Raw genomic sequence first — 14,240 nt, forward strand, 5'->3', positions numbered from 1 at the left:
TGGGGCCGTTTTTTTTATGCCCTTAGATTGCGGCGGCTTCGATCTTGTTGGCCAGGTCCGGGCGGGTGGGGCGGAGGGCTTCGGTCAGTTCTGAGATGGATGAGCCGCAGCCGAAGACCAGCACGTCGCCGGGGGCGCAGCGTGCCAGGCCCAGTCGGATCGCGCGGTGGACGTCGTGCTCGATCTGCAGGTGTTCGGGCGCGATCTTCGCCAGCTGTGCACCGCGCGCGATGAGGCGTGCGGCCTCTCCCTCGGCGCGGCCGCGGGCTTCGCTGTCATAGACGACCAGCTCGTCGAAGCCGGCGGCGCAGGTCATGCCGATGTCGATCAGGTCGGCGTCGCGGCGATCTCCTGGTGCGGCGACCACGCCGACCAGGCGGCCAGCGGTCATCGCGCGCGCCATCTCGGCCAGCGCCGCGTACGCAGCGCAGTTGTGGGCGTAGTCGACGACCACCGTCACGCCATCGACGTCGAACAGGTTCGAGCGCAGCGGATTGTGCTTGCTGTCGGAGACGAACCCGCGCAAGCCGGCGGCGATGTCGCGGTTGCTGAAGCCGCTGGCCATCAGCGCGGCGGCTGCGGCCATCGCGTTGGCGATGTTGTAGCGCGCACGGCCGCCCAGCGACACGGGCATCGTCCGCACGTCGAGCAAGGCCTCGTGACGCATGCCGCCCGCCAGTACGATCGTCGAATCCTGCAGGTACACGGCGCGGCCACCGTGTTCGATGTGCGGCACCAGGACCGGGTCTTCGGCATCCAGTGCAAAGTAGATGACCTCGACGCCTTCTGCCAGCGTGGCCGCCATCTTTACGCAATGGGCGTCTTCGGCGTTGAGCACCACCGCGCGCGTCGCCCTGGCTGCCACGACCGCCTTGACCCTGGCCAGGTCGTCGATCGTGTCGATGCCATCCAGCCCCAGATGATCGGCCGAGACATTCAGCACCACCGCCACGTCGCAGCGGTCGTACGCCAGGCCGCGCTTGAGAATGCCGCCGCGCGCCGTTTCCAGCACCGCGAAGTCGACCTCGGGCGACCCCAGGACGCTGCGCGCCGAATGGTAGCCGGTGCAGTCGCCTTCATACGCCAGTTGGCCGTCAAGATACACGCCGCTTGTCGTCGTGACACCGGTGCGCAGGCCGGCCAGCCGCACCGCATGCTCGATCAGCAGGCTGGTGGTGGTCTTGCCGTTGGTGCCCGTCACGGCGACCACGGGAATCCGGCCATCGTCCGCGCCGAACAGGGCACGGGCGATGGCGTCACCTGCATCGCGCGGCGCGCCGCGGCTCGGGTACTGGTGCATGCGGATCCCCGGTGCGGCATTGACTTCGATGACGCCGCCGCGCTGGTCATGCAGGGGCAGGGCGATGTCGTCGCAGATGATGTCGATGCCGGCGATGTCCAGGCCGATGGTGCGCGCGGCGCGCAGGCAGATGTCGCGCGTTTCTTCCGGCAGCAGGTCGGTCACGTCTTCGGCGGTGCCGCCGGTGGACAGGTTCGCGTTGCCGCGCAAGTCGGCGCCGATGCCGGACGTGAGCACCGTATCGAGCTCGTAGCCCTGGCTGGCGAGCGTCTCGATCGCCAGTGCGTCGAGGGGAATCCTGGTCAGGATGTTCGTGTGCCCGTCGCCGCGCGCCGGATTGCGGTTCTCGAGCTCCACCAGCGTACGAATCGTTGAATGGCCATCCCCCGTCACGCCGGGCGGGCGCCGCCACGACGCGGCAGCGATCCGGCCACCCGTGACCAGCACGCGGTAGTCGCGTCCTCGCAGATACTGCTCGACGATCACGCGGCGACCGTGGCGGCGCGCGTGCTCGAACGCCCGCTCGACGCTGTCCGGCGTCGCGCAATTGACCGTCACGCCCTTGCCCTGGTTCGCGTCCAGCGGCTTGACCACCACCGCGCAGCCCAGGCGCCGCGCGACGCGCTGGGCCGCCGCGCTCGTGGTCACGACCTCGCCACGCGGGACCGGTACACCGGCCTGGGCGAGCAGGGTCTTGGTCAGGTGCTTGTCGCTGGCGATGCTCACCGCGATCGAATTGGTGGCGCCGGTGATGGTCGCCTGCAGGCGCTTCTGGCGACTGCCCCAGCCCAGCTGGAACAGGTTGGCATCATCCGTCAGACGGCGCGATGGAATGCCGCGCCGGTGCGCCGCATCGAGCACGGCGCCGGTACTGGTGCCGATCGCATGCGCCGAAGCGATCTCCTGCAGCGCCGCGACAGCGGCATCGAGGTCGAACGGCTCATCCCGCGTCAGCGCGGTCAGCAGCTTGACGCCGGTGCGCAGCGCTTCACTCGCCACCTGCTCGACGCCATAGCCGCACACGATGCGCCGGCGTTGTTCACGGCCGAGCACCGCCAGCGTGGCACTGTACTCACCGGGCACGCCCGCCAGACGCTGAAGTTCCATGATCACGGGTTCGAGCGCATCAACGGGCAGGGCATCGTCCGACAAGCGCACGGCCGCAGCCGCAGGCAGCGCCGGCATCAATGCCAGCAAGCGCGCGCCGAAGCCGCGTCCCTTCGTCGCCAGATTGTCGACCACCGCCATCAGGCACGGCGTCCCGGCATACAGGTTCGGACCCCGCAGCAAGCGTTTTTCGATGATTTTCATGAGAGGGGCGTGCGCTTCGTGACGATCTGCAGGAAGTCCAGCAGCGAAGCGGGAATGCGCCTGCCCACCTGTTCGTCGCCAATCGGCAGCGAATACTTGGCACCGGCGGGCAACAGGTGCAGGCGCACGTCGATCAGTTCCGGGATGGCCCGGTCCTTGATCTCGGCGACGTTGCTGCTCATCGAGCGGCCATCGACGACGGTCACCGCACCTTCACCCAGTACCTCGATGCCCACGCCGCGCTCGATCACGAGCGCCGTGTCTTCATCGATGCCGATGCCTTGCAGGTACGGGTTCTGCGCGACGATCGACAACAGGCGCGACAAACGCTGGCGCTCCGAGAAATGCTGGTCGACGACGACGCGGTGCAGAAAGCCCAGACCCGCGCCCAGGCTGACGGAGCCTTTTTCAGGCAGCAGGTCGGTGCGGCCCTGCGCGAGCATGTGACCCGACATTGCCGATGCACCGGCGCTGGTGCCGCCAATGGTCGCGCCACGCACTTTGAGGGCCGCGTGCATTTCGGCGTCCAGCGCCGTGCCGCCGATCAGCGCGAGCAGGCGTTTCTGGTCGCCGCCCGTCATGAAGATGCCATCGGCTTCGGCAACCTGGCGTACGAAATTCTCGTCGTTGGCGTCGTCGCGGCTCGTGATCTCGAGGTGGCTGCGCTGCGTCACGCCAAGCGCGCCGAATGCCTCATCGTAGATCTGCCACATCGTATCGGCGATCTGGCTGGCGGCCGTGATCACGACGATGCGGGCGTCGATGCCGCCGGCCAGTTCGACAAAACGCGACAGGATCTGCATGTCGTGCTGGCGGTCTTCGTGGCCGCCAATGATGACGAGGTGGCCGTTGCGCGGTACGTTCAGAGTTGGGTTCATCGTTGTACCATTTTCGAGGTGGGCATATCACTGTTGCTGAAAGCGCCGGCGTCCGTGCGGCTGACCGCAATCAGGCCGACCTTGATGTCCGGTGTGAACAGGGCGACGCCGCGCTGTAGCGCGTCCGTCAGCGGGATGCCGTCGGCAATCCAGCCGTACACGGTGCGCGCCAGCAGGTGGCGCACGATCTGCTCACCGATCCCGGTGGCAGCGACCGCGCCTTCCGGCCCGGCAAAGAAACCGCTGCCGATGATAGGTGCGTCGCCGACGCGGCCCAGCAAGGCCGGCGCCGAGCCACCGCTCGAACAGGCCACCGCAAAATGCCCGTCGGCGCCGCGCACGACTGCGCCAACGGTGTCGCAGGCCACGCCTTCGGGCAGTCGCATGGGCGTATTGTAGTTCCAGTAGTGCTCGATCAGGCTGCGATCCAGGCCCGGCATCACCGGCATCGAACCCGCCAGTTGCGCGAGCAGCCTGCGGTGCGCCGTGCGCTGGCGCTCAGATACCGGGGAAGCATCCGGCATGCCGATCGTGCGTGCAAAGCGGCCGGCGCCTTCGCCGACCAGCAGCCAGTGCGGCGTGTCGGCCACGGCGCGCGCCAGGTGCACCGGGTTCTGCACCGCCTGCACGCAGGCGACGGCGCCCAGGCGACCGCGCGTGTCCATGATCGCCGCATCCATTTCGACGGTGGCGCCATCCAGGCCCAGCACCGAGCCACTGCCGGCGTTGAAGCGACCATCGTCTTCCATCATGGTCACGGCGCCGATGGCGGCATCGAGGGCGTCGCCGTTGATTTCAAGTTGCGCCAGGGCGCGGCGCGCTGCGAGCACGCAGCCATCTTCATGGTCGCGCGACGTGCCGGCGCCGCCGTGAACAACGACGGCGCCAGCTTGGGGGGTAATGCTCATGCGGTCAATCTTTCGTCTTTATTGTTGTAATCGCCAGTTTGCAGCACTGACAGCGCCCGCGGCGCATTGATGAGCAGATTATCCGGTGTTCACGCATGGCGCCGTATCGGTACGCTCGCCGCCTCCCTGTAAGAGCTTGCTTACAGGGAGGCGTCGCCTGTCTGCCACAGCCGGAATCGCGCAAAGCGATACCGCACGGAATCTGTTACCATACCGCCCCTTCAAGATAAAGGTTCCTATGGTGCTCGCTTGCGGCGTTGACTTCGGCACGTCAAATTCCACGGTCGGCTGGTATCGGCCCGGCATGATGCAATCCGCCCCAACGGCGCTGTTGACGCTCGAGGACGGCAAGCCCACGCTGCCATCGGTGGTGTTCTTCAACGCCGACGACGAGCGCGTCAGCTATGGCCGCGCCGCGCTTGCCGAATATCTCGAAGGCTATGAAGGTCGCCTGATGCGCTCGCTGAAAAGCCTGCTGGGCACGAGCCTGATCGACGGCCAGACCGAGGTCGCGGGCCGCTCGGTGTCATTCCGTTCGCTGCTGGCCCAGTTCATTGGCGAGGTGAAGCGCCGCGCCGAAGACCAGGCCGGCCAGCCATTTCACAGCGCCGTGTTCGGTCGCCCCGTGTTCTTCATCGATGACGACGCCAGGGCCGACCAGCTGGCCGAGGATACGCTGCTCGATGTCGCGCGCTCGGTCGGCTTCCGCGACATCGGCTTCCAGTACGAGCCGATCGCCGCCGCCTTCGATTACGAATCGCGCATCGACCGCGAAGAACTGGTCCTGATCGCCGACATCGGCGGCGGCACGTCCGACTTTTCGCTGGTGCGCCTCGGCCCCGAGCGCGCGGGCCGGCCCGACCGCCGCGACGACATCCTGGCCAATGGCGGTGTGCACATCGGCGGTACCGATTTCGACAAATACCTGAGCCTGGCGAGCGTGATGCCGCTGCTTGGCTACGGCAGCAAGCTGCGTTCGGGCGCCGAAATCCCGTCGAGCTACTATTTCAACCTGGCCACCTGGCACACGATCAACCAGGCCTACACCCGCAAGAGCGTCACGCAGCTGAACGATCTGGCGCGCGACGCGGCCGAGCCGGCCCGCATCGCACGCCTGCAGAACCTGATCGAAGACCGCGCCGGCCACTGGCTGGCGATGCAGGTCGAGGGTGCCAAGATTGCGCTGTCCGACGCCGACATGGTCAAGCTGCAGCTCGATCGCCTGTCGCCGCCCGAGTCGCTGGACATCGCGCGCGCGCAGTTCGAAGCGGCGATCGCGCAGCTGGTCGAGCAGGTGGCCACGACGGTCGGCAAGCTGTTCGTCGATGCCGGCGTGCGCCCTGGCGACGTCGATACGGTCTTTTTCACCGGCGGTTCGAGCGGCGTGGGCTTGCTGCGCGCGCGGATTGGTGCGATGGTGCCGGATGCGCGCCGCGTCGAGGGCGACCTGTTCGGCAGTATCGGCACCGGCCTGGCGCTCGACGCGCTGCGCAAGTTTGGCTGACGCTCAGCTGGAACAGCACACAAAGGAGCAAGGATGAGTATGTACGACCGACCGCTGGTGATGCTCGACTTCGAGACCACCGGCCTGTCGCCCGACATGGGCGACCGCATCACGGAAGTGGCGGCACTGCGCATCGTCGGCGGCGAAGTGACCGAGCGTTATGTCTCGCTCGTCAATTGCGGCGTGCGCGTGCCGTCGTTCATCACGGCCCTGACGGGCATCACCCAGCAGATGGTCGACAGCGCACCACCAGCGCACCAGGTCGTGCCCGAGCTGATCGATTTCATCGGCGGCGACGTCCTGTCGGCGCACAATGCGAGTTTCGACGAAAAGTTCCTGAAGGCCGAGGGCGCGCGCCTGGGCCGCACCACGCAGCACATGGGTCTGGTCTGCTCGCTGAAACTGTCGCGGCGCCTGTTCCCCGGCCTGGTCAGCTACAAGCTGGGCCAGCTGTCGAGCCAGCTGGGCATTCCGTTTGCCGGCACCGCCCACCGGGCCGAGGCCGATGCCCAGGTCGCCGCCGACGTACTGCTGCATGCGGCGCGCCATCTCGGCCGCACCTGCGGCATCGATCGCGTCGAGCCGAGCCTGCTGGTTTCGATCAACAAGGTCGCTGCCGCCAAGATTCCCGTCTTTCTCGAAAAATACGCCGCCACCGTGCGCGAACGCCAGATGGCCGCTGCGCTCAATGGCAGCTGATGGTTCCTGATTGCGGCTGATCGCGCCTGACGCCCTGATTGTGCGCTCGCAAACCGCACATCCCCGATCTACTTAAACTTTTGGCAATGGAACCGGCTGCGCCTGCAGCCGTTCGCACGACTTGCCGAAAGGATCTGGATGAACTCCGACCATGCCGCCCGCGCCGGTGCCGCGACGTTCACCTGGTACCGCCGCGCCGCCTGGCGCGGCAACGCGTATGCCCAGTTCAACCTGGCCCAGCTCTACCTGCGCGGCCACGGCGTCGAACGCGACGACGTGCAGGCGGCCGCCTGGCTGGCACGCGCGGCGGCCAGCGGCCTGGCATATGCCCAGAACCACCTCGGCGCCCTGTACTACAGCGGTCGCGGCGTCCATCCCGATCACGTCCTCGCGGCGCGCTGGTTCCTGCGGGCAGCGCAGCAGGGCGATCGCGCGGCGCAATTCAATCTGGGGCTGCTGTACCGCAAGGGCCGCGGCGTGGCGCTGTCGCACATGGCGGCGCTGACCTGGTTCTACCGGGCCGCCGAGCAGGGCATGGCGCGTGCCCAGGCGCAACTGGCGCATGGCTACCTGTATGGGCTGGGCGTCACCGTCAGCCATCCGCTGGCGATGGCGTGGTATCGCAAGGCCGCCTTGCAGGGGCACGTGGCCGCGCAGGTCCAGCTGGCGCACATGTACGCGCGCGGCCTGGGCGTGGCGGCCAGCAGCGCGCAGGCGCTGTACTGGTTCCGCCATGCGGCCGGGGCCGGCAACCCGGTCGCGCAGCGGGCGCTCGGCCTGCTGTAGGCACCGCCGGCGGGCGGTTTGCACTGTTGTCGTTTCGCGCTATGATGCCCTGCGGCCACAAGCCCACCTCATCATTCACAGACCGAGAACAACATGCACATGAAACTTGCCACGCTTGCCGCCGTGTTGGCCACGACCTTCAGCGCCAATCCGGTGCTCGCACAAAGCTGTTCCACCAAGGGCACTGCGCCCACCTATCCGGTAACGAAGAAAGTCGACCAGACGGACAACTACCACGGGACCGTGGTCGCCGATCCGTACCGCTGGCTCGAAGACGCCAACAGCGCCGAGACGAAGGTGTGGGTCGATGCCCAGAACAAGGTGACCCAGGCCTACCTGGCCCAGATCCCGCAACGCGAAGCGATCCGCCAGCGCCTGACGCAGCTGTGGAACTACGAGCGTTACAGCGTGCCGGGCAAGGAGGGCGGCCGCTACTTCTACACGCGCAACGACGGGTTGCAGAACCAGGCGGTCCTGTACACGCTGAAGAAACTGAATGACGAGCCGCGCCTGCTGCTCGACCCGAACACGCTGGCTGCCGACGGCACGGTCGCCCTGGCCGGCACTGAAGTGAGCCCCGACGGCAAACTGCTGGCCTACAGCATCGCTGCGTCCGGTTCGGACTGGAACGAGATCAAGCTGCGCGACATCGAGACCGGCAAGGACCTGCCGGATCACATCAAGTGGGTCAAGTTCTCGAGCACCGCGTGGACGAAGGATGGCAAGGGCTTTTTCTACAGCCGCTACGACGAGCCGAAGGAAGCGACCAAGCTGGCCGACGTGAACTACTTCCAGAAGCTGTACTACCACCGCATCGGCACGCCGCAAAGCGCCGACACGCTGGTCTACGACCGTGCGGACCAGAAGGAATGGGGCTTCGGCGGCCAGACGACGGACGACGGCCGCTACCTGATCATCACGACGACCAAGGGCACCGCGCCGAAGTACCGCGTGTCGTACAAGGACCTGTCGAAGCCGGACGCGAAAGTGGTCGACCTGATCGACAACTTCGACGCCGGCTACGACTTCATCGATAACGTCGGCAGCGTGTTCTACTTCAGCACCGACCGCAAGGCGCCCAAGAAGCGCGTGATCGCGATCGATGTCAGCAAGCCTGCAGAATCGAACTGGAAAGAGATCGTCGCCGAAAGTGCCGACACGCTGACCGGCGCCGACATCGTCAACAACCAGCTGGTGCTCGAGTACCTGAAGGATGCCCGCAGCGTCGTGCGCGTCGTTTCGCTCGACGGCAAGCCGGTGCGCGAGATCGCACTGCCGGGCATCGGCACCGTTGCCGGCCTGTCGGGCAAGCGTGGCGACACCGAGACCTTCTACTCGTTCACGAGCTTCACCAGCCCGACCACGATCTACCGCCTGAACATGACGACGGGCCAGAGCACGGTGTTCCGCCAGCCGAAGGTCGCGTTCAACCCGGCGGACTATGAAACGCGCCAGCAGTTCTACACGAGCCGCGACGGCACCAAGGTCCCGATGTTCATCGTGTCGAAGAAGGGCCTGAAGATGGATGGCCAGAACCCGACCTACCTGTACGGCTATGGCGGCTTCAATATCTCGCTGACGCCGGGCTTCTCGCCGGCCAACCTGGCCTGGATGGAAATGGGCGGCGTGTATGTCGTGGCCAATCTGCGCGGCGGCGGCGAATACGGCGAAGCCTGGCACCAGGCCGGCACCAAGCTGCAGAAGCAGAACGTGTTCGACGACTTCATCGGCGCGGCCGAGTGGCTGGTCAAGAACAAGGTCACGTCGCCGCAAAAGCTGGCCATTGGCGGTGGCAGCAACGGCGGCCTGCTGGTCGGCGCGGCCACCACGCAGCGCCCGGACCTGTTCGCGGCCGCGATTCCGTCGGTTGGCGTGATGGACATGCTGCGCTTCCACAAGTTCACGATCGGCTGGGCGTGGACGTCGGATTACGGTTCGTCCGAGAACCCGGACGAATTCAAGGCACTGGTCAAGTATTCGCCGCTGCACAACCTGAAAGCCGGCACCTGCTACCCGGCCACGATGGTGACGACGGCCGACCACGATGACCGCGTGGTCCCGGCGCACAGCTTCAAGTACGCCGCCGCCGCCCAGGCGGCGCAGGCCGGCAGCGCGCCGATCCTGATCCGCATTGACACCAAGGCCGGTCACGGTGCGGGCAAGCCGACCAGCAAGCAGATCGAGGAAGTGGCCGATCGCTGGGGCTTCCTGTCGCGCGAGCTGCACATGAATGACGCCGCCGTAACGGCTGCCGGCGCCAAGTAATACCGGCAAATGCAAACATGGCCGCCGGAGCGATCCGGCGGCCATGTCGTTTTGTGTGTCTGTCGCCTGGCGCCTCTGTTACCGGTGCACGACCACCAGCACCGCCTTGGCCTCGGTCTTGCCCGTATTGCGGATCACGTGGTTCTGGTCGGCCGGGTAGCGCGCCGTCGCGCCGTGGCGCACTTTTTTCTTTTCTGGTCCCACTTCCAGTTCCACGGTCCCCGTGATCACCGTCAGGTGTTCGCCTGTGCCGGGATCATGTGCCTGCGACGCCAGTTCACCACCGGGCGCCAGCGTCAGCTCATACCATTCATACTTGCCTGCCAGGTCCATCGGACCGAGGATGCGCAGCGAATAGCCGGCGTGCGCGCCGGGCAGGGTGGGGATTTCATGCGCGTCCACCAGCCGGATGAGTTCCGTCGGGCGCACTTCGGATGACAGCAGTTCGCCAATCTGCACACCCAGCGCATTGGCCAGGCGCCAGGTGATGGCGATGGTGGGGTTGGCTTTTTCGCGTTCGATCTGCGACAGCATCGATTTCGATACGCCGGCAATGCGCGACAGGTCTTCGAGCGTCAGTCCTCGGGCCAGGCGCAGGCGTTGCAGTGTGGCGCCGACTTCGGGTGGCGCGTTGTTGGTTGAAATTGTATTCATTGCCGCATAAGGTTATGAGGACCTGCTTGCCAAGTCGATTGGGCGCGGGTAATATCCACTATATTGAATTTATGTTCGATATACAGGATTAGTCTTCTACATCGAACAAACCAACGGTACAGCATCCGCCAACTGCCGGTCAAGCCGGACCATCCACGGAACAGGAAAAACACCATGAGCGACCAAACTTTCTACAGCGGCCTGCAGCAAAAACTCGATACCCTGCGTAGCGATGGCCTGTTCAAGCCGGAGCGCGTGCTGGCCTCGCGCCAGGGCGCCGAAGTGGTCGCGCAGGATGGCCGCACCTTGATCAATATGTGCGCCAACAACTACCTGGGCCTGGCGGGCGACCCGGAAACCCAGCAAGCCGCCGCCGCCGCGCTTGAAAAGTACGGCTATGGCCTGTCATCGGTGCGCTTCATCTGCGGCACCCAGACCGTGCACAAGGAACTGGAAGCGGCGCTGTCGACATTTTTGGGCACCGAAGACACGATCCTGTACGCCGCCGCGTTCGACGCCAATGGCGGCGTGTTCGAGCCGCTGTTCGACGAGAACGACGCGATCATCTCGGACGCGCTGAATCACGCGTCGATCATCGACGGCGTGCGCCTGTGCAAGGCGGCGCGCTACCGCTACGCCAACAACGACATGGCCGACCTCGAGAAGCAGCTGATCGCCGCCACCGAAGCGGGCAAGCGCCACAAGATCATCGTCACGGACGGCGTGTTCTCGATGGACGGCACGATCGCCCAGCTGGACAAGATCGTCGCACTCGCCGAGCAATACGGCGCGCTGACCATGATCGACGAGTGCCACGCATCGGGCTTCATGGGCGCGACCGGCCGCGGCACGCACGAACACTGCGGCGTGATCGGCAAGATCGACATCATCACCGGCACGCTGGGCAAAGCGCTGGGCGGCGCGATGGGCGGCTTCACGTCGGGCAAGAAGGAAGTGATCGAGACGCTGCGCCAGAAATCGCGCCCGTACCTGTTCTCGAACACGCTGGCACCGATGATTGCCGGGGCCTCGCTCGCGGTGCTCGAGCGCATCTCGAAATCGACCGAACTGCGCGACCGCCTGATGGAAAACACCGCGTACTTCCGCGCCGAGATCGAGCGCATCGGCTTCACCATCAAGCCGGGCACGCACCCGGTGGTGCCGGTGATGCTGTTCGACGCGCCGGTCGCGCAACAATTCGCAGCGCGCATGTTCGAACTGGGCGTGCTGCTGTCGGGCTTCTTCTATCCGGTGGTGCCGATGGGCCAGGCGCGCGTGCGCGTGCAACTGTCGGCCGCGCACACCCGCGAACAGCTCGACGTCGTGCTCAAGGCATTTGAACAAGCCGGCCGCGAGCTGGGCATCATCAAGCAACAATAATAAATAAACACGCAAGGAATCACAGCATGGAACGCATCCTCATCATCGGCGCCAACGGCCAGATCGGCAGTGAACTGGTCAGCGCGCTGGCCGAGCGCCACGGCGCGCAGAACGTCATCGCATCGGACATCGGCGAGAACAACCTGTACGGCGCCGCGCGCTATACCCGCCTGAATGTGCTCGACCAGGATGCGCTGGCACGCCTGATCGCCGACGAAGACATCACCCAGGTCTACCAGTTGGCCGCGATGCTGTCGGCCACCGGCGAAAAAGCGCCGCTCAAGGCCTGGAGCCTGAACATGGACGGCCTGCTCAACATCCTGGAAATCGCGCGTGAGCGTGGCGAAGAGGGAAAGCCTTTGAAAGTCTTCTGGCCATCGTCGATCGCCGCCTTCGGCCCGAACACGCCGGGCGAACAGACTCCGCAGTTCACGATCATGGACCCGACCACGATCTACGGCATCAGCAAGCTGGCCGGCGAGCGCCTGTGCGAGTACTATCACAGCAAGTATGGCGTGGACGTGCGCAGCATCCGCTATCCGGGCATCATCAGCTACAAGTCGCCACCGGGCGGCGGCACCACCGATTACGCGATCGCCATCTTCCATGCGGCGCTGCGCGGCGAGACCTACGAATGCTTCCTCGGCCCCGAGACCACGCTGCCGATGATCTACATGCCCGACGCGATCCGCGCCACCATCGAGCTGATGGAAGCGCCCGCCGAACAGGTGGTGATCCGTTCGTCGTACAACGTGGCCGGCGTCTCGTTCAACCCGCGCGAACTGGCGGCTGCCATCCAGAAGGCGCGCCCGGATTTCGCCATCGCCTACGCGCCGGACAGCCGCCAGCAGATCGCCGACTCGTGGCCGAAAAGCCTGGACGACAGCCGCGCGACAGCGGACTGGGGCTGGCAATCCCGCATCGGCATCGATGAAATGGTCGACTCGATGCTGGCCAATATCGATGTCGGCATCAAGGCAGCAGCGTAAGACCCCGCCTCACCATAAAAAAGCAGGAGACACAAGATGGACATGAGCGTGTTTGATTTGTTCAAGATCGGCATCGGCCCGTCGAGTTCCCACACGGTGGGCCCGATGGTCGCGGCACGCCGCTTCCTGCTCGAGAGCGGCATGCTGGACGAGGCGGTCGGCGTCGAGGCGCACCTGTACGGTTCGCTGGCGCTGACGGGCGTCGGCCACGCGACCGACAAGGCGGTGATCCTGGGCCTGATGGGCGAGACGCCGCAGGAGCTCGATCCAGCGTCGGTCGACGACAAGCTCGACACTGCCGCGCTCGATGGACAGATCGCACTGCTGGGCATCAAGACCGTGCCGTTCGATGCCAAGGTGAACCTGGTCTGGCACAAGGCCTCGACGCTGCCCGAACACCCGAACGGCATGCGCTTCGTGCTGCAACTGCGGGACGGCAGCATCATCGAACGCATCTATTACTCGGTTGGCGGCGGCTTCATCACCGCGGCCGGCGAAGCGCAGGCGCGCGCGGCAGAACCGGTGGGCACCCCGGTGCCGTACCCGTTCGACACGATGGTGCAATTGCTCGAACACGGCCGCAGGCACGGCCTGACGATCCCGCACATGCTGCGCGCGAACGAGCGCGTGCGCATGAGCGACGCCGACCTGGATGCCGGCCTGGACCGCCTGTGGCGCGTGATGCGCGACTGTATCTGCCAGGGCCTGAAGACGGAAGGGCGCCTGCCAGGCGGCCTGAACGTGCGCCGCCGCGCGGCCGCCCTGTGGAAGCAGGCGCAGGAAACCCAGCCCCAGAACGCGTTGCCGCACGACGCCGTGCAGCAGGTTAGCCTGTACGCGATGGCCGTCAACGAAGAAAACGCCGCCGGTGGCCGTGTCGTCACGGCGCCGACCAATGGCGCCGCCGGCATCATCCCGGCCGTGCTGCGCTACTACGCCGAAGACTGCCGGCCGATCGATCCGCAGCGCGGCGTGCGCGACTTCCTGCTCACGTCGGCGGCGATCGGCATGCTGTGCAAGAAGAACGCGTCGATCTCGGGCGCCGAAGTGGGTTGCCAGGGCGAAGTCGGCGTGGCCTGCGCGATGGCGGCGGCGGGCCTCGTCGCAGCGCTGGGCGGCACCAACGAGCAGATCGAGAACGCCGCTGAAATCGGCATCGAACACCATCTTGGCATGACGTGCGACCCGATCGGCGGCCTGGTGCAGATCCCGTGCATCGAACGCAACGGCATGGGTGCGATCAAGGCGATCACGGCGGCGTCGCTGGCGCTCAAGGGCGATGGCGTGCACTTCGTCAGCCTGGACAGCGTGATCGAGACGATGCGCCAGACGGGCGCGGACATGCAGGTCAAGTACAAGGAAACGTCGCTGGGCGGCCTGGCCATCCACGTCGTGACGGTCAATCACGCCGCCTGCTGATTTACATCGGTTCGGCAATTGTTGGGCGGCCAGGGCATCGGCCGCCCAATTTTATTGGGTGACATGACTTTTTTGCAGCACAGCATACAATTTCTCTGGCTCCCACTATAATTGACGATCCACCCGAGCCAACTGGATCTACAACCG

Annotated in this window: 11 protein-coding genes; 7 read left to right on the top strand and 4 right to left on the bottom strand. The window is 65.7% G+C overall.

The window, feature by feature from the left end:
* Window positions 1-22: 22 nt before the first annotated feature.
* From cphA to AC56LN_RS11265, 3 genes are read right to left on the bottom strand one after another with little or no spacing between them, the layout of a single operon-like run.
* Window positions 23-2,611: a cyanophycin synthetase gene (cphA, locus tag AC56LN_RS11255; protein WP_499571750.1), complete on the bottom strand. Its 2,589-nt coding sequence runs from the start codon at window positions 2,609-2,611 to the stop codon at window positions 23-25.
* Entirely contained in the window at window positions 2,608-3,489 is an 882-nt protein-coding gene (locus tag AC56LN_RS11260; RefSeq protein WP_499571751.1) for a cyanophycinase, read from the bottom strand. The genes cphA and AC56LN_RS11260 overlap by 4 nt, the downstream gene beginning before the upstream one ends.
* Window positions 3,486-4,397, bottom strand: a complete 912-nt coding sequence (locus AC56LN_RS11265; RefSeq protein WP_499571752.1) for an isoaspartyl peptidase/L-asparaginase — start codon at window positions 4,395-4,397, stop codon at window positions 3,486-3,488. Before AC56LN_RS11265 ends, AC56LN_RS11260 begins: the two co-directional genes overlap by 4 nt.
* Window positions 4,398-4,635: 238 nt before the next feature.
* On the opposite strand from AC56LN_RS11265, the gene AC56LN_RS11270 reads away from it, so the two are divergent.
* The 4 genes from AC56LN_RS11270 (at window position 4,636) to AC56LN_RS11285 (ending at window position 9,651) form a co-directional block, all read left to right on the top strand.
* Complete coding sequence (locus AC56LN_RS11270; protein ID WP_499571754.1) at window positions 4,636-5,901, top strand: Hsp70 family protein; 1,266 nt, start codon at window positions 4,636-4,638, stop codon at window positions 5,899-5,901.
* A 39-nt stretch (window positions 5,902-5,940) separates the two neighbouring features.
* Window positions 5,941-6,600, top strand: a complete 660-nt coding sequence (locus tag AC56LN_RS11275) for a 3'-5' exonuclease (protein WP_499572480.1) — start codon at window positions 5,941-5,943, stop codon at window positions 6,598-6,600.
* Between the two features lie 138 nt (window positions 6,601-6,738).
* Window positions 6,739-7,386, top strand: coding sequence for a tetratricopeptide repeat protein (locus AC56LN_RS11280; protein ID WP_499571756.1), 648 nt, complete (start codon window positions 6,739-6,741; stop codon window positions 7,384-7,386).
* Window positions 7,387-7,485: 99 nt separating this feature from the next.
* Window positions 7,486-9,651, top strand: a complete 2,166-nt coding sequence (locus AC56LN_RS11285; protein ID WP_499572482.1) for a prolyl oligopeptidase family serine peptidase — start codon at window positions 7,486-7,488, stop codon at window positions 9,649-9,651.
* A gap of 78 nt (window positions 9,652-9,729) precedes the next feature.
* Here the strand turns inward: AC56LN_RS11285 and AC56LN_RS11290 are convergent, their stop codons facing one another.
* A complete protein-coding gene (locus tag AC56LN_RS11290) occupies window positions 9,730-10,305 on the bottom strand; it encodes a helix-turn-helix domain-containing protein (protein ID WP_482898654.1) in 576 nt (191 codons plus the stop codon).
* 174 nt (window positions 10,306-10,479) lie between these two features.
* Between AC56LN_RS11290 and kbl the strand changes: the two genes are divergently transcribed.
* Genes kbl through AC56LN_RS11305 form a run of 3 tightly spaced genes read left to right on the top strand, consistent with a single transcriptional unit; the run spans window position 10,480 to window position 14,093 of the window.
* The gene (gene kbl / locus AC56LN_RS11295) at window positions 10,480-11,685 is read left to right on the top strand and encodes a glycine C-acetyltransferase (RefSeq protein WP_332532680.1); all 1,206 of its coding nucleotides are present in this window, start codon (window positions 10,480-10,482) and stop codon (window positions 11,683-11,685) included.
* A gap of 26 nt (window positions 11,686-11,711) precedes the next feature.
* A complete protein-coding gene (locus AC56LN_RS11300; RefSeq protein ID WP_499571758.1) occupies window positions 11,712-12,674 on the top strand; it encodes an NAD-dependent epimerase/dehydratase family protein in 963 nt (320 codons plus the stop codon).
* 36 nt (window positions 12,675-12,710) lie between these two features.
* Entirely contained in the window at window positions 12,711-14,093 is a 1,383-nt protein-coding gene (locus AC56LN_RS11305; RefSeq protein ID WP_499571760.1) for an L-serine ammonia-lyase, read from the top strand.
* Window positions 14,094-14,240 lie beyond the last annotated feature (147 nt).

The organism is Telluria sp. ZT3P26 (genome assembly GCF_059686035.1).

What these genes read in the sequence shown, in the direction of transcription:
- cphA (WP_499571750.1), bottom strand. Translation starts at nt 2,611, where the DNA reads ATGAAAATCATCGAAAAACGCTTGCTGCGGGGTCCGAACCTGTATGCC.
- AC56LN_RS11260 (WP_499571751.1), bottom strand. Translation starts at nt 3,489, where the DNA reads ATGAACCCAACTCTGAACGTACCGCGCAACGGCCACCTCGTCATCATT.
- AC56LN_RS11265 (WP_499571752.1), bottom strand. Translation starts at nt 4,397, where the DNA reads ATGAGCATTACCCCCCAAGCTGGCGCCGTCGTTGTTCACGGCGGCGCC.
- AC56LN_RS11270 (WP_499571754.1), top strand. Translation starts at nt 4,636, where the DNA reads ATGGTGCTCGCTTGCGGCGTTGACTTCGGCACGTCAAATTCCACGGTC.
- AC56LN_RS11275 (WP_499572480.1), top strand. Translation starts at nt 5,941, where the DNA reads ATGTACGACCGACCGCTGGTGATGCTCGACTTCGAGACCACCGGCCTG.
- AC56LN_RS11280 (WP_499571756.1), top strand. Translation starts at nt 6,739, where the DNA reads ATGAACTCCGACCATGCCGCCCGCGCCGGTGCCGCGACGTTCACCTGG.
- AC56LN_RS11285 (WP_499572482.1), top strand. Translation starts at nt 7,486, where the DNA reads ATGAAACTTGCCACGCTTGCCGCCGTGTTGGCCACGACCTTCAGCGCC.
- AC56LN_RS11290 (WP_482898654.1), bottom strand. Translation starts at nt 10,305, where the DNA reads ATGAATACAATTTCAACCAACAACGCGCCACCCGAAGTCGGCGCCACA.
- kbl (WP_332532680.1), top strand. Translation starts at nt 10,480, where the DNA reads ATGAGCGACCAAACTTTCTACAGCGGCCTGCAGCAAAAACTCGATACC.
- AC56LN_RS11300 (WP_499571758.1), top strand. Translation starts at nt 11,712, where the DNA reads ATGGAACGCATCCTCATCATCGGCGCCAACGGCCAGATCGGCAGTGAA.
- AC56LN_RS11305 (WP_499571760.1), top strand. Translation starts at nt 12,711, where the DNA reads ATGGACATGAGCGTGTTTGATTTGTTCAAGATCGGCATCGGCCCGTCG.